This is a genomic window from Acidovorax sp. LjRoot117, assembly GCF_964252695.1.
Taxonomy (GTDB): Bacteria; Pseudomonadota; Gammaproteobacteria; order Burkholderiales; family Burkholderiaceae_C; genus Acidovorax.
Window position 1 is genome coordinate 287,805 of the sequence record NZ_CAXUPO020000001.1, and the last position, 20,632, is coordinate 308,436.

The following is a 20,632-nucleotide window of genomic DNA, read 5'->3' on the forward strand; positions in this document are numbered from 1 at the left end:
GTGGTGTTCGGCTTCAGGTCTTCTGCGTCAGGCTCTTGCCGTGCTCGGGCGAAGGCCACAGGCCGCGGGGGCGCAGCAGCATGATGATGATCATGGCCAGGGCGATCAGCAGCTGGCGCAGGATGGCCGAGTCCAGACGGCCGTCCGTCATGGCCTGCAGCGGGCCGGCGACGTAGCGCAGCACCTCGGGCAGCGCCGACAGCAGCACCGCACCCAGGATCACGCCGGGGATGTGGCCGATACCGCCCAGCACCACCATGGCGACGATCATGACCGACTCCATCAGGCTGAACGACTCGGGCGAGACGAAGCCCTGGAAGGCACCGAACATCGCTCCCGACACGCCGCCGAACGATGCGCCCATGGCAAACGCCAGCAGCTTCATGTTGCGGGTGTTGATGCCCATGGCCTTGGCGGCGATTTCGTCTTCGCGGATGGCCATCCAGGCGCGGCCGACGCGCGAGTCCTGCAGGCGGTAGCAGATGATCACCGAGATCACCACCAGCACCAGGAACAGGTAGTAGTACAGGGTGACGGAGTTGATGTCGAAGCCGAACACCTCCAGCCGCTTGCCCAGGTCCAGGCCGAAGATCTTGACCGAATCGATCTGGCCCAGGCCCTTGGGGCCGTTGGTCAGGTTGACGGGGTGGTCCAGGTTGTTCAGGAAGATGCGGATGATTTCGCCGAAGCCCAGCGTCACGATGGCCAGGTAGTCACCGCGCAGCTTCAGCGTGGGCGCCCCTAAAAGCGCCCCGAAGAACGCCGCCAGCAATGCCGCCACCGGTATGACCAGCCACAGCGAGGTGTGCAGCCCGTTCGGGAACATCGCAGCGAAGGCGGCGAAGGTATCGGCCAGGTGCGGCGACGCCATCAGCGCGAACAGATAGGCGCCCACGGCGTAGAAGGCGACGTAGCCCAGGTCGAGCAGGCCGGCGTAGCCGACGACGATGTTCAGGCCCAGGGCCAGCATCACGTACAGCAGTGCCAGGTCGGCAATGCGCACCCAGGCGTTGCCGAAGAATTGCAGGATCAGCGGCAGCACCAGCAGCGCGATCGCGCCGAGGATCCAGTGGGTCTTGGTGTTCTTCATGGTGTGGTGCTCCTCAGGCTCGGTCCGCCACACGCTCACCCAGCAGGCCCGAAGGGCGCAGCGTCAGGATGATGATGAGCACGATGAACGCAAAGATGTCGGTGTAATGGCTGCCCAGCAGGCCGCCCGTGAGCGTGCCGATGTAGCCCGAGCCGATGGCTTCGATGAGGCCCAGCAAGATGCCGCCCACCACTGCGCCGGCCAGGTTGCCGATGCCGCCGAACACGGCCGCCGTGAAGGCCTTGAGCCCTGGCAGGAAGCCCATGGTGTGCTGCGCCGTGCCGTAGTTGGACGCATACATGATGCCGGCGATGGCCGCCAGGATGGCGCCGATGATGAAGGTGGCAGAAATCACCATGTCGGGCTTGACGCCCATAAGGGAAGCCACGCGGGGGTTCTCAGCGGTGGCGCGCATCGCGCGGCCCAGGTTGGTGTGGTTCACCAGGTAGACCAGAGACGCCAGGGACACTGCCGTCACGCCCAGGATGAGGATCTGCGTGGGGGTGATGAACGCGCCACCGATCTGGAACGGCGAGCTGGGCAGCAGCGTGGGGTAGGGCTTGTAGTTGGGCTTCCAGATGATCATCGCCAGCGTCTGCAGCAGGATCGACATGCCGATGGCGGTGATCAGGGGGGCCAGGCGCGGGCTGCTGCGCAGCGGGCGGTAGGCAACCTTTTCGATCGTGAAGTTCAGCGTGGCAGCCACCACGCACGCAATGACCGTGGCCAGCAGCAGGATGACCCAGCCAGGGGCGCCGGGCATGGCGCCCTGCATCATCCCTATACAGCTCCAGCTGGTGAGTGCACCGATCATCAGCACTTCGCCGTGGGCGAAATTGATCAGTTGAATAATGCCGTACACCATGGTGTAGCCCAAGGCTATCAAGGCGTACATGCTGCCGAGAACCAGACCGTTGATGATCTGTTGCAGCAAAATGTCCATAAGAGAAGTCCTTCGTTTGTGACGTACCCACCGCTTTGGCACCGGAATCGGTACAGCCTTGTGGGCCCGACTGCCATCTAGCAAAAAACCCGCCAGAAATGCAGCTGTGCGGGTTTGTGGACGGGATTGTAGCGAGTAGTCACAAGCGGCCCCCACCAAGCCGGGCGGGGTTTTCCCTCGGGTTTAGGCCCCATCAGCGCGGAACGCGATTCATAAGCCTAGATGATGCAAGCAGGAATATTGATGTGCAAACTTATTACCGGCGCAATGCAAAATCAGCATAACCCGGCATAAAGTGCCGTGCTGCACTGCATCAGGCGTCGTCGTCCATCCCGCCTGACGCATCGGCCGAGGCATTGCGGTCGCGCAGCGCACGCAGTTTCTGTGCAATCTTGATTTCGAGCCCGCGCTCCACCGGCTGGTAGAAACCGGGCTCGGGCATGCCCTCGGGCAGGTAGTTTTCGCCCGCGGCGAAGCCGCCCTCCTCGTCGTGCGCGTAGCGGTAGCCCTTGCCGTAATCGAGCTCTTTCATGAGCTTGGTCGGTGCATTGCGCAGGTGCATGGGCACCGGGCGGGTGCCGTCCTTCTTCACCCAGGCGCGGGCGGCGTTGTAGGCCTTGTAGACCGCGTTGGACTTGGGCGCCACGGCCAGGTACACCACGCATTCGGCCAGCGCCAGCTCGCCCTCGGGCGTGCCCAGGCGTTCATACACTTCGGCAGCATCGAGCGCCAGTCGCAGCGCACGCGGGTCCGCCAGGCCGATGTCCTCGCTGGCCATGCGCACCAGGCGGCGGGCCATGTAGCGCGGGTCGGCGCCGCCATCGAGCATGCGCACCAGCCAGTACAGCGCCGCGTCGGGGTCCGAGCCCCGCACGGACTTGTGCAGCGCGCTGATGGTGTCGTAGAACTGCTCGCCGCCCTTGTCGTAGCGGCGCATGCGCTCGCCCAACACCTTGAGCAGCCAGGCGTCGGTGATCTCGGTGAGCTTCTCTTGCGTGGCCGCCATGGCCAGCGTCTCCAGGGTGTTGAGCAGCCGGCGCGCGTCGCCGTCGGCGTAGGCCACCAGGCGATCGATTGCTACATTTTCGATAGCTGGTAGCGCTTGCTCCGCCTGCGCCAGGGCCACGATTTTCTTCAGATCGTCTTCCGACAAGGGCTGCAGCACGTACACGGCGGCTCGCGACAGCAGTGCGGAGTTGACTTCAAAAGACGGGTTCTCGGTAGTGGCGCCGATGAAGGTGAAGAGGCCGGACTCGACGTGCGGCAGAAAGGCATCCTGCTGGCTTTTGTTGAAGCGGTGCACTTCGTCGACGAACACGATGGTGCGCTGCTGCATCAGTCCGTCGCGCGCCAGTTCGGCCCGTTCCACCGCTTCGCGGATGTCCTTGACCCCGCCCAGCACCGCACTGATGCTGATGAACTGCGCATCGAAGGCATCGGCCATGAGACGCGCGATGGTGGTCTTGCCCACGCCCGGCGGCCCCCAAAGGATGCAGCTGTGCGGCCGGCCCGACTCGAACGCCAGCCGCAGCGGCATGCCGGAGCCCAGCACATGCTGCTGGCCGATGACATCGCCCAGGGTGCGCGGGCGCAGGCGTTCGGCCAGGGGCTGGTGCATGGGGGACGAAGAGGTCGCGACGGTCATACACCAATTCCAACACATCCCACCCTGCCCAATCGTCAGAGCGGGCATGCGCGGCACGTCGGCTTCAGCCTGACCGGCCGGCCGCCACAACAGCACCTGGCAAGCGGCTGTGTCAGGGGTGCGCGCAGCTCGACGACCCAAGGTGACAGACACCGCGCGGCGGCAGCGTCTAGTATCTGGGCCTCGGTCCACACCCCCTATCCGGAGCCTGTCCACCATGTCCCTTGCCGCCAATATCGTCGTCGGTCTGATCGGCGTCCTGCACGTCTACATCCTCGTGCTCGAGATGTTCCTGTGGGACAAACCCGCTGGCCGCAAGGCCTTCGGCCAATCGCGTGAACAGGCCGCAGCCACCAAGGTGCTCGCGGCCAACCAGGGCCTGTACAACGGCTTTCTGGCGGCGGGGTTGTTCTGGGGCCTGTACCTGGGCGATGCCGCCGGGCTGGGCGTGAAGGTGTTCTTCCTGCTGTGCGTGCTGATCGCCGGGCTGTACGGCGCCGCCACCGCCAGCCGCAAGATTCTGTTCATCCAGTCGGTGCCTGCGGCCATCGGCCTGGCTCTGCTGCTGTTGGCCTGACCTGTCTGCCGGGCCCGCGGGTTCGGCACCGGCAAGCACCAACTCACTCAAATCCTGCCAAAAAAAGGCGCTACCGCTTTGCCAATGCGCCCCAGCAGCTACTATTTCGATAGCACCCAGGGCGCAAAGAGTTACTGCTTCACCACATCCGCCCCAGCGGGTGGCTTGAACTGGAATGTGCCCGCTGGCAGGGCCGCATTGGCCTGCATGCCGTTGAAGCGGATCAGCGAGCGCTGACCGAAGCTGTCCAGGATGTCCAGGGCCGCCAGTTGCTCGCTGGCAAAGCCCACGCGCACACTCTTGAGCTGGCCGTCCTTGGACTTGGGCGTGGCCAGCACCCACTGCAGGCCGTCCTGGTCCGGGGCGTTTTCCAGCGTGAACTCGGCCTTGAGCGCCGACAAATCCGGCGCCGACGCCAGCAGCGCCGCGGGCGTGGTGCCCAGCGCCTGCGCCTGGGCACGCTGCGTGACCTGGTTCAGGTCCACGTCATAGAGCCACAGTGTCTGCCCGTCGGCCACGATGGTCTGCTCGAAAGGCTTCTTGTAGACGAACTTGAAGCGGTTCGGGCGCTGGAACTCGAAGCTGCCGCTCGACTGCTTGGTGCGGGCGGCCTGGCCATCCTTGGGCGGCGACGTCACGGTCTGCGTGAAATCGGCCTTGCCCGTCTGGCTGCCCTTCATGAACGACTCCAGGTTCTTCAGGCCGTCGGCGCTCGCTGCGCTTGCGGCAGCAGCTATCAAAATTGCAGTAGCGATCTTTTTCAACAATAACTCCTGGGAGGTGCAGGCCCGCTTTGCGCCGGGCCTGCCATTCATTCGCTGCGGTTGGGCACCAGCACTTCGCGCTGGCCGCTGGCGGTGAGCCCACTGACGAGACCGGCTTTTTCCATGTCTTCCAGCAGCCGCGCCGAGCGGTTGTAGCCGATGCGCAGCTTGCGCTGCACGTACGAGATGCTCGCCTTGCGGTCCTTGAGCACCACTTCGACGGCCTGGTCGTACATGGGGTCCTTCTCGCCCCCATCGCCACTGCCGCCCTCTCCTGACAGATCACCGTCACCGTCCACAGTTCCGCCTTCCAGCACGCCTTCTATGTAGTCCGGCTCCCCTTGCTGCTTGAGGTAGCTGACGACACGGTGTACTTCCTCGTCCGACACGAAGGCGCCGTGCACCCGGATCGGCAGGCCCGTGCCGCTGGCCATGTAGAGCATGTCGCCCATGCCCAGCAGGGCTTCGGCGCCCATCTGGTCGAGGATGGTGCGGCTGTCGATCTTGGAACCGACCGAGAACGCGATACGGGTCGGAATGTTGGCCTTGATCAGGCCCGTGATCACATCCACGCTGGGGCGCTGGGTGGCCAGGATCAGGTGGATGCCGGCCGCCCGCGCCTTTTGCGCCAGCCGGGCGATCAGCTCTTCGATCTTCTTGCCTACCACCATCATCAGGTCGGCCAGCTCGTCGATGATGACCACGATGTGCGGCAGGCGCTGCAGCGGCTCGGGCTCCTCGGGCGTCAGGCTGAAGGGGTTGTAGATGAACTCCTCGCGCGCCTTGGCCTCGTCGATCTTGACGTTGTAGCCCGCCAGGTTGCGCACGCCCAGCTTCGACATGAGCTTGTAGCGCCGCTCCATCTCTGCCACGCACCAGTTCAGGCCGTGCGCCGCCTGCTTCATGTCGGTCACCACGGGCGCCAGCAGGTGCGGGATGCCTTCGTAGACCGACATTTCCAGCATCTTGGGGTCGATCATCAGCAGGCGCACGTCGCGCGCCTCGGCCTTGTACAAGAGCGACAGGATCATCGCGTTGATACCCACCGACTTGCCCGAACCGGTCGTCCCTGCCACCAGCACGTGCGGCATCTTGGCGAGGTCTGCCACCACCGGGTTGCCCACGATATCCTTGCCCAGGCCCATGGTGAGCATGCTCTTGGCCTCGTGGTAGACCTGCGAGCCGAGAATCTCGGACAGGCGGATCGACTGGCGTTTGGCGTTGGGCAGCTCCAGCGCCATGAAGTTCTTGCCCGGGATGGTCTCCACCACGCGGATGGACACCAGGCTCAGCGAGCGCGCCAGGTCCTTGGCCAGGCCCACGATCTGCGAGCCCTTCACACCCGTGGCGGGCTCGATCTCGTAGCGCGTGATCACCGGGCCGGGCATGGCCGCCACCACGCGCACCTCCACGCCAAAGTCCTTGAGCTTTTTCTCGATGAGGCGGCTGGTCATCTCCAGCGTCTCGGGCGCCACGGTTTCCTGGCGCTGCTGGGGGCCGTCGAGCAGGTCCACCAGCGGCAGCTTGCTGTCGGGCATCTCGGTGAACAGGGGCTTCTGGCGCTCTTTCACCACCCGGGTGCTTTGCGGCACCTCCACCAGAACGGGCTCGATGATCTGGATGGGCTCAGGGTGGTGCACCTCGCTCTCGGTGCGCTCTTCCAGCACTACCACGGCGCGCTCGCGGGCCGCCTTGCGCCCCACCGCCACGTCCTTGGCGACCTCGCGCTTGGCCAGGCGCGACTGCACCAACGAATCGATGCGCGAACCCAGCACCTCGGCCACATGCCCCCAAGAAAAGCGAAACACCAGCGCCGCACCCAGCACCGCCAGCACGATCGACAGCAGGGCCGAGCCGGTGTAGCCCAGCCACTTCACGCTGGCAGGACCGGTCACATAGCCCAGCACCCCACCGGCATGCCCACCCGGCAGCAGGGATTCAAAACGGTACAGGCGCGACCACTCCAGCGCAGTGCTGGCGCACATCAGCAGCACCAGGCCGCCCCAGAACAGCACACGGCGCTGCATGGGGCTGGCGGCACCCGGCACCTGCTCGCCGCCGCGCATCCAGCGCGCCAGCGACGACAGCCAGGCGCGCACGCCCGCCGCCACGCACCACCATACGGAGAAGCCGAGCGCGAAGTAGCTGCCATCGGCCAGCCAGGCGCCAAACCGGCCCGCCCAGTTGGCCACCATGCGGACGTCCCGCGCGCCGGAATTGGAAAAAGCCGCGTCCTGCGCGGAGTAGCTCACCAGCGCCAGCAGCCAGAAAACCAGGGCCAGCAGGCCCACCATCAGGCCGATCTCATGGCCGAAACGGGCGGCGCCCGTGCGTGGCGGCGACTTGGCCGCGGACGATGCGTTCAGGGTATTGAGGGAATAGGTCATATGCTTGCGGGGCACAGCTTAACGCAAGCATCGGGCTAGCTTGTTTTGCGGGGCTGTGCCGCAATGCGTGCTGTTGACAACAATTTTCGCGACGCCACAGGCGTTGCCGGACAAGGGCACAGCAATGCCAACCCGGTCAGATAATGTCAGGCTGTACCATTCGCGCCCTCGGCCGCTCATACCCCTGAGCCAGCACTTGGTGGGCGCACCCAAGTCACCCGTATTCCGCAATGGCCATCAATCTCTTCGCACGCGCCGCTGCCGCGCCCACCCCCATCGAGATCCAGACGTTGCTGCACGCTTATCAAGAGGGCGACTTGCAGGCCGCGTTCTTGAAAGCAGAGGCCGTGACCACGAAGTTTCCCAGGCACGCGCTGGGGTGGGGGATTTTGGGGGCCATCCATCGCGCCCGCCGCGAGGATGCCAAAGCCCTGCCCTGCCTGAAAAAAGTAGCCGACATCCACCCCGCGGATCCGACGGCGCACTTCAATCTGGCCAACGCTCTGCGGGACCTGGGCCAGTCTGAAGAAGCAGCCCGCCACTACCACCGTGCGCTGAAGCTCAAGCCTGATCTCCCCCATGGCTTCTTCCATCTGGGCAACATGCAGCACGAGACCGGCAAGCTGGACTTGGCCGAACGCAGCTTCCGCAGGGCTCTGGACCTGACGCCCGATCACATCGAAACGCTGAGCAACCTCGCCTACGTCCTGCAGGATGGACGTCGCCACCAAGAGGCACTGGCTCTCTACGACCGTGCCCTGGCCATTGATCCTGACAATGCAGCGCTGCACTACAACCGTGGCGATGTGCTGCTGGAGTTGGAGTTGCTGGATGACGCGGAAAACGCAGCCCGCAAAGCCATAGGCCTTGCACCCGACATGGCACAAGCCCATGCCCTATGGGCCCAAGTACTCAAGGCCCGTGGTGATCTGGACGCAGCGGTGCGCGCATACCAGGAGGCGCTGCGCATCGAGCCTGACAACACCGACATCCATAGCAACCTGCTTTTCACGCTGAGCTACCTGCCCTTGCAGCGTCAGTCAGAGAACCTTGAGCACGCCAAGGCCTTTGGGCACACCGCTTGGCGTAAGGCCCGGGCGGTGGCACTGGCACAGGACTGGACGGGAGACCCTTCCCCGAAGGTCCTGCGTGTCGGGCTGGTATCAGCCGATCTGCGCAATCACCCGGTAGGCCATTTTCTGGAAGGCATTCTTGCCAACCTCGGCTCCCCCCGGATTGAACTGGTTGCGCTGAGCACTCAGAGCTTTGAAGACGACCTCACGCGGCGTATCCGCCCAGCATTTTTGGAGTGGCATTCGCTGGCCGGCATGCCTGATGCAGAAGCGGCGGCAAAGGTCCGCAGCCTCGGCCTGCATCTGGTGCTCGACCTATCGGGCCACACGGCAGGAAACCGGCTGCCTTTGTTCGCCCATCGCCTCGCCCCCGTGCAAACCACATGGCTGGGATATTTCGCGACCACCGGCGTGCGGGAGATGGACTATCTGATCGCAGATGCCATCAGCCTGCCGCGCGAGTACGAAAGCCATTTCACCGAAACCATATGGCGCCTGCCCGACACGCGCCTGTGCTTTACACCGCCGAGAGAAACGGTCCAGGTCAATCCCCTGCCCGCGCTGACGCAGGGCTTCGTGACATTCGGCAGCACCAGCAATCTGCTCAAGCTCAATGACAGCGTCATCGCATCGTGGAGCCGAATTCTGGGCAATGTCCCGCAAAGCCGATTGCTCCTGCAAGCCAAGCAGTTGGGTTCGGTCGATATGAGGCAAGCGCTGACCCGCCGGTTCGCCACCCATGGTGTACAAGCGGACCGATTGATTCTGAAAGAGCCTGCCGACCGGAGTGCATACCTTCACACCTATCACCTGGTGGATTTCTGCCTGGACCCGTTTCCATTCCCTGGCGGTACTACCACGGCAGAGAGCCTATGGATGGGCGTGCCCGTTATGACCCTGGGTGGAGACCACTTTCTCGCCAGGCAAGGCGCAGGATTGCTGACGAACGCAGGACTTGCGGATTGGATTGCCACCGATCAGGAAGACTATGTCGCCCGCGCCATACGGCTCGCCCAGGATGTGCCCTCTTTGGCGACTTTGCGGCAGGAATTGCGCAGCAAGGCCCTGGCATCACCCATCTTCGATGCGCCCCGTTTTGCTCGGAACCTTGAAGACGCTTTCTGGGGCATGTGGGACCACAAGAAGAACGGCGGCCTTGAGGCCTGACTCACCCCAGCGCGTTCAACCGGTCCTTGAGCAGCGTCGCGCCGCCGGGCTGCGCCTCGATGAAGCCGCGCTCTTCCAGGTCTTTCATCACGCGGCTGACCATCTCGCGGGAGGCGCCCACCATCTTGGCCAGGTCCTGGCGAGAGATCTTGTCCTTGATGATCAGCTGGCCCTGGGCATCGGGCGTGGCGAAATCGAGGAGCGCGTGGGCCACGCGGCCGTACACGTCCAGCAGGGCCAGCGACTCGATCTTGCGGTCGGCGTGGCGCAGGCGCTTGACCAGGCCACGCATGACCACCAGCGACATCGAGGCGTTCTCGGTGAGGCAGCGGGCAAACTCGGTGCGGCCGAGCATCAGCACGTCGGTCTGCACCTCGGCGCGCACGGTGGCCGAGTGGGGCTCGTTGTCGATGATGCTCATCTCGCCCAGGTAGTCGCCCTGCGACAGGGTGGCCAGGATCACCTCGCGGCCGCGGCTGTCGGAGGTCATGACCCGGGCGCGCCCGGTGAGCAGGATGAACAGCGCGTCGGACTTGTGCCCCTGCTCGACCAGGGTCTCACCGCGCTTGAAGCGGCGCTTGATGACCGCACCGCTGATCACCTCGGCCTGCGTCACGGTGAGCAGCGAGAACAGGGGCACCCGGCGCAGGAGGTCCAGGTTGGACAGCATCGTCGACATAAAAAGCTTCTCCTCTCGATGTGGCATGCACTTTCACGGACCCGTGAAGACCTGGCGCACAGGGTGCGCTTGCACCGGCTCCGCAACGGGACATCCATCGGTTCTTACAATCGCCGTGATTGAATTTGGAGCGGCGTGCGGAGACCCCGAGCGGTTGATACTTGGCGCCCCATCCCCCAGCTTTCCCCAACAGCGCCCCGTGTAGCGGGCGCAAAACACAGGCTTTTACCATGTCCACCACCCAACACGCGAAAGTTCTGATTCTCGGCTCCGGGCCTGCAGGCTACACGGCAGCCGTCTATGCGGCGCGCGCCAACCTGAATCCGGTGCTGATCACCGGCATGGCCCAGGGCGGCCAGCTGATGACCACGACCGAGGTGGACAACTGGCCTGCCGACGTGCACGGTGTGCAGGGCCCCGAGCTGATGCAGCGCTTTCTGGAGCACGCAGAGCGCTTCAAGACCCAGGTGATCTTCGACCACATCAACAAGGTCGATTTCAGCCAGCGCCCCTTCACCCTCACGGGCGACAGCGGCACCTACACCTGCGACGCGCTGATCCTGGCCACGGGTGCATCGGCCAAGTACCTGGGCCTGCCGTCGGAAGAAGCCTTCATGGGCAAGGGCGTGTCCGGCTGCGCCACCTGCGACGGCTTCTTCTACCGCGAGCAGGACGTCTGCGTGGTCGGCGGCGGCAATACCGCTGTCGAAGAGGCGCTGTACCTCTCGAACATTGCCCGCAAGGTCACCCTGGTGCACCGCCGCGACAAGTTCAAGGCTGAGCCCATCCTGGTGGACAAGCTCAACGAGAAGGTCGCCGCCGGCAAGATCGAGCTCAAGCTCTTCAACACCCTGGACGAAGTGCTCGGCGACCAGACCGGCGTGACCGGCATCCGCATCAAGAGCACCAAGGACGGCAGCACCGAGGACATCCAGCTGCAGGGCTGCTTCATCGCCATCGGCCACGCGCCCAACACCGAGATCTTCCAGGGCCAGCTGCAGATGGAAAACGGCTACATCATCACCCAGGGCGGCCTCAAGGGGTTTGCCACGCAGACCAGCGTGCCGGGGGTGTTTGCCGCGGGCGACGTGCAGGACCATGTGTACCGCCAGGCCATCACCAGCGCCGGCACGGGCTGCATGGCCGCCCTCGACGCCCAGCGCTTCCTCGAACAGGAAGGCTGATCGGGCCCCCGCCTCCCGGCGGGGCTTTTTTGCCTGGATTGCGCGCCAGGCGACAGAAACCGGGCTTCAGGCTATAATCCGTGGCTTTGCTGAATTCAGCTACGCCTTCGCGCGGCAGTTCGGGCAGCAAAATCGGGTTACCGCCACCCTTTCTGGCGAGGTGAGGCCGCCAGCGAGCCCTCGGCAAGGATTGCCCAGGGCGCCCGCAAACGGCCGTTAAAAAGTATCGGAGTGTCCTCATGGCACGCGTCTGCGACGTAACGGGCAAGAAGCCCATGACGGGGAACAATGTTTCCCACGCCAACAACAAAACCAAGCGCCGGTTCCTGCCGAACCTGCAATACCGCCGTTTCTGGGTCGAGACCGAAAACCGCTGGGTTCGCCTGCGCGTTTCGAGCGCTGCCCTGCGTTTGATCGACAAGAACGGTATCGACTCGGTGCTCGCAGACCTGCGCGCACGTGGTCAAGCCTAAGGAGAAGCACCATGGCAAGCAAAGGCGGACGCGACAAGATCAAGCTGGAATCCACTGCGGGTACCGGTCACTTCTACACCACGACCAAGAACAAGAAGACGATGCCCGAGAAGATGCTGATCATGAAATTTGATCCCAAGGCTCGCAAGCACGTCGAGTACAAGGAAATCAAGCTGAAGTAATTCGGCTGGATCCCTAAAAAAAACCGCCCTTTTCAGGGCGGTTTTTTTATGGCCGCTTCGCCGCCTGCAACATGCGGTCTGGTGGTGGGCCCTGCCCCCTCGCCTCGCCTTGCTGCTGGCCGCTTATGCCGCCCTGCGCGCAGCAGGCTGCTCGGCCAGCTGCGCAGCCATCAAGGCGCCCAGCGTGCGGTAGCCCGCTTCCACCTGCGCCGTGAAGGGCATGCCGCAGCTTAGCCGCAAAAAATGTTCGTACCGCCCGGTGTTGGAGAACATGGGCCCCGGCGCAACGCGGATGCCGTTGTGCAGTGCGTCGTCATACAGCCGCGTGGACGATATGCCCTGCGGCAGCTCCAGCCACAGGCTCAGCCCGCCCGGAGGCAAACTCAGGCGGGTGCCCCCCGGAAAGTAGCGGGCCACGGCCCGGGCGGCCTGCTCGCGCTGGATGCGCAGTTGCGCACGCATGCGGCGCATGTGGCGCTCGTAGGCGGGCGAATCCACGCTGCGCGCAGCCAGCAGCTGCGACCAGGTCTGCATGTTGCGCGTGCGGGCGAACTTGATCATCTGCACACGGGCCTGCCAGCGCCCCGCGCTCATCCAGCCCTGGCGCAGGCCGGGCGCAAAGCTCTTGCTGAGCGATGCGCAATAGATCACCTGCCCTGCATCGCCCTGCCGGTCCCAGGCCTTGGCGGGCCGCAGCACGTGCGGCGACTCGACGAACTCCCGGTAGATATCGTCCTCGATGAGGGCCATGCCGTATTCCACGCACAGCGCCACCAGGCGCTCCTTGTGCGCATCGGGCATCACGCTGCCCTGCGGCATCTGCAGGTGGGGCACCACCACCACGCCCTTGAGCCGGGGCTCGTTGCGCGCGGCCAGCTCCAGGGCTTCGAGCGACATGCCGGTGTGCGGGCTGCAGGGGATCTCCAGCGCGCGCAGCCCCCGCACCTCGATGGCCTGCAGGATGCCGAAGAAGGTGGGCGATTCGACCGCGATCACGTCGCCCGGCTCGGCCACGGCATCCAGCGCCAGGTTCACCGCCTCGGAATTGCCCAGCGTTGCGCCGATGTCGCCCGGCGCAATGCACACACCGAAGGTCAGCGCATGCCGCGCCATGGCCTGCTGAAAGTCCGGGTGGGTGGTGGGCGCCGACGGGCCGTACACCAGGATGTCCGGTTGCTCGCGCAGCAGACCATGGGCCAGGCGGTTGAGCGCAGCGGAATCGAACAGGCTCGGCGCGGGCATGGCGCTGCCCAGGTCCAGCGGCAGCGGGCCTGCCCGGCGGGCTTTTTCGAGAAAGCCGGAAATGCGCTCGTTGATGCCTGCGAACACCCGCGGGTCGTGGGCCAAGGGCTCGTGCAGTTCGGGCTCGCGCGCACGGGGCAATGCCAGGTCCCCCGGCTCCCGCACGAAGTAGCCCACCCGCTCGCGTGCCTCGACGCAGCCGAGCGACTCGAGGTGGCGCAGCACCTGCAGCGCCGTGGTCAGGCTGACCTGGTGCCGCTGACACAACTCCCGCACCGACGGCATGCGCATGCCGGGCGTCAGGCTGCCGGCGGCGATGGCCTGTTCGTACAACGCCGCCAGTTGGCGGTAGAGCGGGGCATCCCGCGAATCGGTGGAAGGTGGCATGGCGGGTAAGGGGTGCTGCTGCCGAGCCGTGGCGCGGGCCATGCAGCCGTTCAGTGCATCGTGCCCGAGCCCTCTCTGCGAGAACAGATACAGGAAGGCGCGAACAGGACCATAACAGCATGTCGGCAATCGCTGCTGTTCTACCTGCTACGGCACAGCCGTGTACCTGTTCCGGTGGGGCTGATTTTTCTACGCTACAGCCTCACTGCCGCCACTTTCTTCAGGAGCACGCACCATGCCACAGCACCCCACTCCACTCGCCACACCATGCACCAGCCCAGCGGCCGCAGTCACCCTGGGCCTCACCCCCGGCCAGAGCCTGTGGCTGTGCCTGCCGCCCGGCAGCGTGCTGCACGCCACCCAGGGCGAGGTGTCGCTTCGGTTCGCGCCACGAGACTGCGGGCACGCGTTGCACACCCCGCCGCAGACGCGCCTGGGGGCGGGCGAACATCTGGCAGCCGGCGGGGCCACCCAGGCCGCCTGGGTGCAGGTGGCCAACGCCCTGCACTGCCGCGCAGAGATCCAGGTGATCGAACGCACGCCCGCACCCGGGCTTTGGCGCCAGGCGCGGCACCTGCTGCGCACAGCCCTGGCAGGCCGCGATGAAACGGCGCAGGACCACACCTTCGGCAACGTGCCCGCGCTGCGATAGCCGCCGGTCATCCCTCCCTCACGCATCGCTCAGCGCTTGTGGTGCGCGGCCAAAGAAAAAGGCCTTGCCGAATGGCAAGGCCTTGAGCACGGGGCACGGGCTGGGTCAGGCCTGTGCAGCACGCAGCCGCAGCGAGAACTCGCGCAGCGCGGCGATGCCGCTTTCTTCCGCGCGGCGGCACCAGGCCTGCAGGTCGGCCGTCAGTTGCTCGCGCGACTGCGACGTGTTGAGCCACAGCTGGCGCAGCTCTTCGCGCATGGTGACCATCTTGTCGAGCGCCGGGTGGGCAGCGCGCGCCTGGGCCAGCTGCGGCAGCGCCACGGCCGGCACCTTCTCGGCGTCGCGGTGCAGCCAGCGCTTGGCGGCGGTCAGTACGGAGACATCCGCCTGGCGGGCCTTGAGCGCCGCGATCTCTTCCTTGCAGGCCTGGCGCACGCCGCGGGCGTAGCCGGCCATCACCTCGTAGCGGTTGGCGATCAGGGCCTCCAGCGTCTTTTCATCGGCTACGGGCTTCACGTCGCCCAACTGCAGCTTGGGCGGCATCTTCTTCACGGTCGCCCAGCCCACTTTCTGCATCAGGCTGATGTAGACCCAGCCGATGTCGAATTCGTACGGCTTGACCGAGAACTTGGCCGACGTGGGATAGGTGTGGTGGTTGTTGTGCAGCTCTTCGCCGCCGATGATCACGCCCCAGGGCGAGAGGTTGGTGCTCGCGTCCTGCGCCTCGAAGTTGCGGTAGCCCCAGTAGTGGCCCACACCGTTGACCACACCGGCCGCCCAGAACGGGATCCACAGCATCTGCACGGCCCAGACGGCGGCGCCCACCGCGCCGAACAGCGCGAGGTTGAGCACCAGCATCAGGCCCACGCCCTGCCAGCCAAAGCGGGTGTAGACGTTGCGCTCCATCCAGTCATCGGGCGTGCCGTGGCCGAACTTCTTCATGGTCTCCAGGTTCTTCGACTCCGCACGGTACAGCTCGGCGCCGCGCCACATCACGGTATCGAGGCCGCGCGTCTGCGGGCTGTGCGGGTCGTCCACGGTTTCGCACTTGGCGTGGTGCTTGCGGTGGATGGCGACCCACTCCTTAGTCACCATGCCGGTGCCAAGCCACAGCCAGAAGCGAAAGAAGTGCGACGGGATCGCATGCAGGTCCACCGAGCGGTGTGCCTGCGAGCGGTGCAGGAAGATCGTCACGGCCGCGATGGTGATGTGCGTCGTCGCCAGCGTGTAGAGCACGATCTCCCACCAGGCCAGATCCCACAGCCCGTGGCCCAGCCAATCGATGGCCGCGTTCAGCACAGCCCAGTCGGGTAACAGCATATTCAAAAAAACCTTGTACAAAACACCCGGGCACCAGCGGCGGCGGGACTGTCAATTTTAAAGCGCGGACCCCATTCGGGACTGCAGGTTATCCACAGTAGCCAGAGTGACTTGGCCCCTGCGTCGCCTTCACGACAACGCCATGCAAGCCCTGTGCCAGAAAGGCTGCGCGACACGGCAAAACCGCAGCTCCCACGCCCGTTTCGTCACTTGCGCCGCACCGGCACGGCCTGCGTCGGCCCCTCGGTGGCACCGGCGCGGCCTGTGCCAGCGCCAGTGCCACCCTGGAACCGGCTTTACCGGTCCACCGCTGACGTCCCCATTGGGGAAAGACGCCCAGCGGCCCAGGGGGCTTACTTCCTCGTCCAGACCGCGGCGAAGAATCCGTCCGTCTGGTGCACATGGGGCCACAGGCGCAGATATCCAGTGCCGGACTCGCCGCCGCTGCACAGCTGCGCAGCGCCCTCGACCTTGAGCTGGGCCAGCAGCTCGCCCGCGTCCACCAGCACGAAGTCGGGGTGCGCGGCGCTGAAGGCCTCGGCGATGGCCTCGTTCTCCTGCGGCAGGATGCTGCAGGTGGCATACACCAACCGGCCGCCGGACTTGAGCAGCCGCGCGGCGCTGGCCAGGATGGCGGTCTGCTTGGCCACCAGTTCTTCCACGGCCTTGGGCGTCTGGCGCCACTTGAGGTCGGGGTTGCGGCGCAGCGTGCCCAGGCCCGAGCACGGCGCGTCGACCAGCACGCGGTCGATCTTGCCCGCCAGGCGCTTGACGCGGTCGTCGCGCTCGTGGGCAATGGCTGCGGGGTGGACGTTGGACAGTCCGCTGCGGGCCAGGCGGGGCTTCAAGGCATCGAGCCGGTGGCCCGACACGTCGAACGCATACAGGCGGCCGGTGCTGCGCATGCTGGCACCGATGGCCAGCGTCTTGCCGCCGGCACCGGCGCAAAAGTCCACCACCATCTCGCCGCGCTTGGCGTCGAGCAGCAGGGCCAGCAGCTGGGAGCCTTCGTCCTGCACCTCCACGGCGCCGCGGGTGAAGACATCCAGCTTGGTCAACGCCGGCTTGCCGTCGATGCGCAGGCCCCATGGCGAGTACGGCGTGGGCACGGCCTTGATGCCGGCCTTGGACAACTCCTTTTGCACATCGGCACGCTTGTCCTGCAGCGCGTTGACGCGCAGGTCCAGCGGCGCGGCGTTCGACAAACTCTCCACCAGCGGCCAGAAGCCCGTGCCCAGCTGGTCCTTCAGGGGCTGCACCAGCCATTCGGGCAGGTTGTGGCGGTGGCGCTCCATCAGCTCGTCCACCGTGACGGCGTCGCACTGGTCGAGCCAGTTCTTTTCCTGGTCGGTCAGTGCGCCGTTCAAAAAGTCGCGCGGGCCGTGAAAGCCCAGGATGGCCAGGCGCCGCTCCTTGGGGCCGGAGCCCGAGGGGGCCATGTGGTCGAACAGCAGCTTCTTGCGCAGCACGGTGTAGACCGTTTCGGCCAGGGTGGCCCGCTCGCGGGGCCCCAGGCCCCGGTTGTCACGGAAAAAGCGCGACACCACCGCGTCGGCGGGGTGTTCGAAGGTGAGGGTGAGTCGGACGAGTTCGGCGCAGGCGTCGAGAAGAACTTTGGGGTGCATCCCTCTATTGTCCCACCCTGGAACCCCCCCTGTATCGCGGCGGGGCGGCCCTTGCGCGGGGACCGCTGGCATTTGGCAGCGCCGGGTTCAAGCGCAAAGACGGTGCGCAGAGGCTGAAACAGGCACGCGCCAGGCCAGTGCCACCGTGGAACTGGCTTTGCCAGGCCACCGGTGGCGTCCCCCTGGGGGGAAGACGCGAAGCGTCTCAGGGGGGCTTATGCATCTACCTGGTGAAGATTGGATCGAACGCGTAGCGCTGAATCTCCTTGAGCGTGGGCGACTCGCCCGCCCACAGCGCCAGGGTGGGCCCGGGGATGCTCAGGTTGCGCTCCAGCGCGCGGCACAGGTGGTAGCGGCTGTCGTCGTCCAGGCCCGGCAACTCCACGAACAGCAGGTAAGCCCGGCGCTGGGCGTACTCGCGCAGGTTCTTGCGCACCAGCCAGCAGCGGGCCAGGGGGGCGCAGCGCGCCAGCTCGGCCTTGAGCTCGGCCAGCTCGAACTCGCTCAGGTCGTGGCGCGAGATCTGGCTGAAGAACGAGGTGCCCGACAGCTCCTCCCACGCCCGGTCCTCGGACTCCTGCGCGCGCTCCAGGCGCTTGCGCCACTGCTTGAAGGCGGCGGCGTCGTGCTCCTTGCCCAGGCGGGGGGTTTCCAGCTCGGCCAGCGCCGTGCGGGCGGCCCAGAAGCGGTCGCCGCTGGCGGTGTCCCACAGCCGGTGCAGCAGCGCCAGCTTGCCGTCGCGGTCGTCGTCGGCCAGGCAGGTGACCAGCCCGCGCAAGGCGGCCGGATGCTCGGGGCTGCGTTCCAGCGCGGTCTCGTACAGTGGGCGCACATTCGCACGCGGGTCCAGGTGGCGCTTGAGGCGCGCCAGTTCCACCAGCTCGGCCGCGCTGTTCTGGGCGGTGGACGCGCCCAGCGCCTCCGCGCGGGCGCGCACGCGCTCCAGCCAGGCGTGGTGCTGCTTCCATTCGGTGGCGTTGTCGCGGCACCACTCCTTGTCGAAATGCGCCACCCAGCGCTTGGCCTCGGGGCCCAGCAGGCCCAGCGCGTTGCCGCGCGACCAGTCGGGCACGGTGGGCGCGGCGTCCAGTGCCTCGATGCGGTCGCGCAGGCCCGGGTGGGTGTCGTCCACGCTGCTGATGCGCTTGAGCGCCTGGCGCATCGCGTCGTTGGCAAAGGCAGCGTCCGGCGGCTCGGCCAGGCGGCGTCGCATGCCGCGGTAGGGCCCCACGGGCAGCGGGTTGCCTGCGGCGCCGCACCAGTGTTGGCCCCAGAACTCTTCGTGCAGCCAGGCGCCGCGGATCTCGATCTCGGCCAGAGCCGCTGCCGTCACCTCGCGGCCCAGCAGGCGGCCGGCGATGCGGTCGGCCTCGTACTCGTCCTGGCGCGCCAGCGCGAAGGTCTTGGCCGAGAACCGCGGAAAATACCAGCGCATGAAGGCCTGCGTGGCCGCTGCGGCCGGGCCGCCGTCATCGGACAGGCTGTGGTTCAGGCGCATCCACGACAGGCGGGTGCGGTAGATCCAGGCGGCAAAGCGGCCATGGTCGCCGCGCAGGTGCCCGTATTCATGGGCCAGCACCGCCAGAAAACGCGGCCGGTCCAGCGCCATCAAGAGCGGCAGCCCGATAGTCAGGTGGTTGACGGCGCCGCCCAGCAGGCCAAAGCGGGGCACCTGCTGGATGCTGGCGTTGAACTCGCTGTCCAGCCGCACCGTGTGGATGGGCGGGCCCTTGATCTTGCGGCGGATGCGCTCGAGCGCCTCGAACAATTCCGGCGCCTCCAGCGCCGTGATCTCCACGCCGCCCGGGGGCTCGAGCCGCACCCACAGCGCCCGCAGACTCACCCACAGCAGGCCCACCGCCCCCAGCAGCAGCCACACCATGGCCAGCCGAAAGCGCCCGTGCAGGACCTGGGGCACCACCCACAGCACGATGCCGATGGCCAGCGCCAGGCAGCCCAGCACCCACGCATAGCCCAGCGCCGCAAAAGCGGCCACGCTGCGGCGGTAGGCGCGGCTGTTGTCGGCACTGGCATGCTCGCTCATGCGCACCAGGTGCACAAAATCTGCCTGATCCACGGGTGTCCCTCTCCCTCTGTATGGTTGCTTATTTTTCTGTGCCGGGCAGCCCGCTGGCAAACCCCGTGCCGGACGGGGGCCACCCCGCCGCCGCACAAAATGCTGAAGCTGGCACAACCCCGCATCCTAACGAACCACCCACCAATCACCAAGACACCAAGACGCACCCATGAACGACGACGACCTGCCCGAACTGATCAGCACCCCGCCCGGCCTGTACCGCCACTACAAGGGCATGCTCTACGAAGTGATCGACACCGTGCGCCACAGCGAGACCCTGGAGCCGATGACGCTGTACCGCGCGCTGTATGGCCGGCACGGCCTGTGGGTGCGGCCGGCCGCCATGTTCGAAGAGCCGGTGCTGGTGGACGGCGTGCTGCGACCCCGCTTTGTGAAGTGCGAAGAGGGATCGGTGCCGCCTGCATCCCATGGCTGATACGGCCCTGTGCACCGCCATGGCAGTGCATGGCCGTGTTTTCAGCGCAAAAATGGCCTCTACCGCTTGATAGACAAGCGATATCAGCTATTAAATCAATAGCAAACTGTCGGACGCGGCACCTACAGCCGCTGCACCAGCGCCCGCACGGCGCGGGGGTAGATCACGTGCTCCTGGGTGAGCACGCGGGCCGCCAGCGCGTCGGCCGTGTCGCCGGGCAGCACCGGCACCACGGCCTGGTCCAGGATGGGGCCGACGTCGAGCTCTGCAGTCACCTGGTGCACCGTGACACCCGCCACCTTGCAGCCTGCATCGATGGCGCGCTGGTGCGTATGCAGGCCGGTGAAGGCCGGCAGCAAGGACGGGTGGATGTTGATCAGCCGCCCCGCATACCGCTCCACGAAGCCGGGGGTCAGAATGCGCATGAAGCCTGCCAGCACCACCAATGCGGGCTCGTGCCGGTCGATCAGCGTGGCCAGCTCGGCATCGAAGGCCTCGCGGCTGGCAAAACCCTTGTGGTCCAGCGCCTCGGCGGCAATGCCCTGCTCGCGCGCAAAGGCCAGGCCGGCGGCCTCGGGTTTGTTGCTGACGACGGCCACCACGCGGGCGCCGTAGCGCTGCTGCCAGTTCTCTTGCTGCGCGGTGCGCACGATGGCCGCCATGTTGGAGCCGCCGCCTGAGATCAAAATGACGATGTTCTTGACGCTGTTCTTCATAAATTGCACCGGA

General features: G+C 66.0%; 18 protein-coding genes. 7 read left to right on the forward strand and 11 right to left on the reverse strand.

Going from position 1 to position 20,632, the window contains the following annotated elements:
- Positions 1 to 13 precede the first annotated feature (13 nt).
- The 3 genes from ACSQ3D_RS01325 to ACSQ3D_RS01335 form a co-directional block, all read right to left on the reverse strand.
- Entirely contained in the window at positions 14 to 1,090 is a 1,077-nt protein-coding gene (locus ACSQ3D_RS01325; protein WP_056416393.1) for an ABC transporter permease subunit, read from the reverse strand.
- A 13-nt stretch (positions 1,091 to 1,103) separates the two neighbouring features.
- Complete coding sequence (locus ACSQ3D_RS01330; RefSeq protein ID WP_056416055.1) at positions 1,104 to 2,033, reverse strand: branched-chain amino acid ABC transporter permease; 930 nt, start codon at positions 2,031 to 2,033, stop codon at positions 1,104 to 1,106.
- Positions 2,034 to 2,346: 313 nt separating this feature from the next.
- On the reverse strand, positions 2,347 to 3,678 hold the full coding sequence (locus tag ACSQ3D_RS01335; protein WP_436125657.1) for a replication-associated recombination protein A: 1,332 nt from the start codon (positions 3,676 to 3,678) through the stop codon (positions 2,347 to 2,349).
- 217 nt (positions 3,679 to 3,895) lie between these two features.
- Here ACSQ3D_RS01335 and ACSQ3D_RS01340 point away from each other — a divergent pair, with 217 nt between their 5' ends.
- Entirely contained in the window at positions 3,896 to 4,255 is a 360-nt protein-coding gene (locus tag ACSQ3D_RS01340) for a DUF1304 domain-containing protein (RefSeq protein WP_436125658.1), read from the forward strand.
- A 131-nt stretch (positions 4,256 to 4,386) separates the two neighbouring features.
- Here ACSQ3D_RS01340 and lolA read toward each other — a convergent pair whose 3' ends face one another.
- A complete protein-coding gene (gene lolA / locus ACSQ3D_RS01345) occupies positions 4,387 to 5,019 on the reverse strand; it encodes an outer membrane lipoprotein chaperone LolA (protein WP_056416049.1) in 633 nt (210 codons plus the stop codon).
- Positions 5,020 to 5,066: 47 nt separating this feature from the next.
- Entirely contained in the window at positions 5,067 to 7,406 is a 2,340-nt protein-coding gene (locus tag ACSQ3D_RS01350; RefSeq protein WP_436125659.1) for a DNA translocase FtsK, read from the reverse strand.
- 230 nt (positions 7,407 to 7,636) lie between these two features.
- On the opposite strand from ACSQ3D_RS01350, the gene ACSQ3D_RS01355 reads away from it, so the two are divergent.
- Positions 7,637 to 9,646 carry an O-linked N-acetylglucosamine transferase family protein gene (locus ACSQ3D_RS01355; RefSeq protein ID WP_436125660.1) on the forward strand — a complete coding sequence of 670 codons (2,010 nt, stop codon included), beginning with the start codon at positions 7,637 to 7,639 and terminating at the stop codon, positions 9,644 to 9,646.
- Between the two features lies 1 nt (position 9,647).
- Here the strand turns inward: ACSQ3D_RS01355 and ACSQ3D_RS01360 are convergent, their stop codons facing one another.
- Entirely contained in the window at positions 9,648 to 10,325 is a 678-nt protein-coding gene (locus tag ACSQ3D_RS01360) for a Crp/Fnr family transcriptional regulator (protein ID WP_436125661.1), read from the reverse strand.
- A gap of 230 nt (positions 10,326 to 10,555) precedes the next feature.
- Here ACSQ3D_RS01360 and trxB point away from each other — a divergent pair, with 230 nt between their 5' ends.
- The 3 genes from trxB (at position 10,556) to rpmG (ending at position 12,164) form a co-directional block, all read left to right on the forward strand.
- A complete protein-coding gene (gene trxB / locus ACSQ3D_RS01365; RefSeq protein WP_056416041.1) occupies positions 10,556 to 11,509 on the forward strand; it encodes a thioredoxin-disulfide reductase in 954 nt (317 codons plus the stop codon).
- A 239-nt stretch (positions 11,510 to 11,748) separates the two neighbouring features.
- Entirely contained in the window at positions 11,749 to 11,982 is a 234-nt protein-coding gene (gene rpmB / locus ACSQ3D_RS01370) for a 50S ribosomal protein L28 (protein WP_010463481.1), read from the forward strand.
- A gap of 11 nt (positions 11,983 to 11,993) precedes the next feature.
- Positions 11,994 to 12,164, forward strand: a complete 171-nt coding sequence (gene rpmG, locus ACSQ3D_RS01375) for a 50S ribosomal protein L33 (RefSeq protein WP_007859760.1) — start codon at positions 11,994 to 11,996, stop codon at positions 12,162 to 12,164.
- Between the two features lie 123 nt (positions 12,165 to 12,287).
- Here the strand turns inward: rpmG and ACSQ3D_RS01380 are convergent, their stop codons facing one another.
- Complete coding sequence (locus ACSQ3D_RS01380; protein ID WP_436125662.1) at positions 12,288 to 13,793, reverse strand: PLP-dependent aminotransferase family protein; 1,506 nt, start codon at positions 13,791 to 13,793, stop codon at positions 12,288 to 12,290.
- 235 nt (positions 13,794 to 14,028) lie between these two features.
- Here ACSQ3D_RS01380 and ACSQ3D_RS01385 point away from each other — a divergent pair, with 235 nt between their 5' ends.
- Positions 14,029 to 14,445, forward strand: a complete 417-nt coding sequence (locus tag ACSQ3D_RS01385) for a hypothetical protein (protein ID WP_436125663.1) — start codon at positions 14,029 to 14,031, stop codon at positions 14,443 to 14,445.
- A 105-nt stretch (positions 14,446 to 14,550) separates the two neighbouring features.
- On the opposite strand, the gene ACSQ3D_RS01390 is transcribed toward ACSQ3D_RS01385, so the two are convergent.
- From ACSQ3D_RS01390 to ACSQ3D_RS01400, 3 genes are all read right to left on the reverse strand, one after another.
- The gene (locus tag ACSQ3D_RS01390; protein ID WP_436125664.1) at positions 14,551 to 15,765 is read right to left on the reverse strand and encodes a DesA family fatty acid desaturase; all 1,215 of its coding nucleotides are present in this window, start codon (positions 15,763 to 15,765) and stop codon (positions 14,551 to 14,553) included.
- A 353-nt stretch (positions 15,766 to 16,118) separates the two neighbouring features.
- Positions 16,119 to 17,390 (reverse strand): RsmB/NOP family class I SAM-dependent RNA methyltransferase, encoded by a 1,272-nt coding sequence (locus ACSQ3D_RS01395; protein ID WP_436125665.1) that lies wholly within the window; start codon positions 17,388 to 17,390, stop codon positions 16,119 to 16,121.
- Positions 17,391 to 17,613: 223 nt separating this feature from the next.
- Positions 17,614 to 19,467, reverse strand: a complete 1,854-nt coding sequence (locus ACSQ3D_RS01400) for a M48 family metalloprotease (RefSeq protein WP_436125666.1) — start codon at positions 19,465 to 19,467, stop codon at positions 17,614 to 17,616.
- A 169-nt stretch (positions 19,468 to 19,636) separates the two neighbouring features.
- Between ACSQ3D_RS01400 and ACSQ3D_RS01405 the strand changes: the two genes are divergently transcribed.
- Positions 19,637 to 19,903: a DUF1653 domain-containing protein gene (locus tag ACSQ3D_RS01405; RefSeq protein ID WP_056161860.1), complete on the forward strand. Its 267-nt coding sequence runs from the start codon at positions 19,637 to 19,639 to the stop codon at positions 19,901 to 19,903.
- Between the two features lie 122 nt (positions 19,904 to 20,025).
- On the opposite strand, the gene purN is transcribed toward ACSQ3D_RS01405, so the two are convergent.
- Positions 20,026 to 20,619: a phosphoribosylglycinamide formyltransferase gene (gene purN, locus ACSQ3D_RS01410; RefSeq protein ID WP_436125667.1), complete on the reverse strand. Its 594-nt coding sequence runs from the start codon at positions 20,617 to 20,619 to the stop codon at positions 20,026 to 20,028.
- Positions 20,620 to 20,632 lie beyond the last annotated feature (13 nt).

Coding starts and splice junctions, on each gene's coding strand:
- ACSQ3D_RS01325 (WP_056416393.1), bottom strand. CDS start 1,090: ATGAAGAACACCAAGACCCACTGGATCCTCGGCGCGATCGCGCTGCTG.
- ACSQ3D_RS01330 (WP_056416055.1), bottom strand. CDS start 2,033: ATGGACATTTTGCTGCAACAGATCATCAACGGTCTGGTTCTCGGCAGC.
- ACSQ3D_RS01335 (WP_436125657.1), bottom strand. CDS start 3,678: ATGACCGTCGCGACCTCTTCGTCCCCCATGCACCAGCCCCTGGCCGAA.
- ACSQ3D_RS01340 (WP_436125658.1), top strand. CDS start 3,896: ATGTCCCTTGCCGCCAATATCGTCGTCGGTCTGATCGGCGTCCTGCAC.
- ACSQ3D_RS01350 (WP_436125659.1), bottom strand. CDS start 7,406: ATGACCTATTCCCTCAATACCCTGAACGCATCGTCCGCGGCCAAGTCG.
- ACSQ3D_RS01355 (WP_436125660.1), top strand. CDS start 7,637: ATGGCCATCAATCTCTTCGCACGCGCCGCTGCCGCGCCCACCCCCATC.
- ACSQ3D_RS01360 (WP_436125661.1), bottom strand. CDS start 10,325: ATGTCGACGATGCTGTCCAACCTGGACCTCCTGCGCCGGGTGCCCCTG.
- trxB (WP_056416041.1), top strand. CDS start 10,556: ATGTCCACCACCCAACACGCGAAAGTTCTGATTCTCGGCTCCGGGCCT.
- rpmB (WP_010463481.1), top strand. CDS start 11,749: ATGGCACGCGTCTGCGACGTAACGGGCAAGAAGCCCATGACGGGGAAC.
- rpmG (WP_007859760.1), top strand. CDS start 11,994: ATGGCAAGCAAAGGCGGACGCGACAAGATCAAGCTGGAATCCACTGCG.
- ACSQ3D_RS01380 (WP_436125662.1), bottom strand. CDS start 13,793: ATGCCACCTTCCACCGATTCGCGGGATGCCCCGCTCTACCGCCAACTG.
- ACSQ3D_RS01385 (WP_436125663.1), top strand. CDS start 14,029: ATGCCACAGCACCCCACTCCACTCGCCACACCATGCACCAGCCCAGCG.
- ACSQ3D_RS01390 (WP_436125664.1), bottom strand. CDS start 15,765: ATGCTGTTACCCGACTGGGCTGTGCTGAACGCGGCCATCGATTGGCTG.
- ACSQ3D_RS01395 (WP_436125665.1), bottom strand. CDS start 17,390: ATGCACCCCAAAGTTCTTCTCGACGCCTGCGCCGAACTCGTCCGACTC.
- ACSQ3D_RS01405 (WP_056161860.1), top strand. CDS start 19,637: ATGAACGACGACGACCTGCCCGAACTGATCAGCACCCCGCCCGGCCTG.
- purN (WP_436125667.1), bottom strand. CDS start 20,619: ATGAAGAACAGCGTCAAGAACATCGTCATTTTGATCTCAGGCGGCGGC.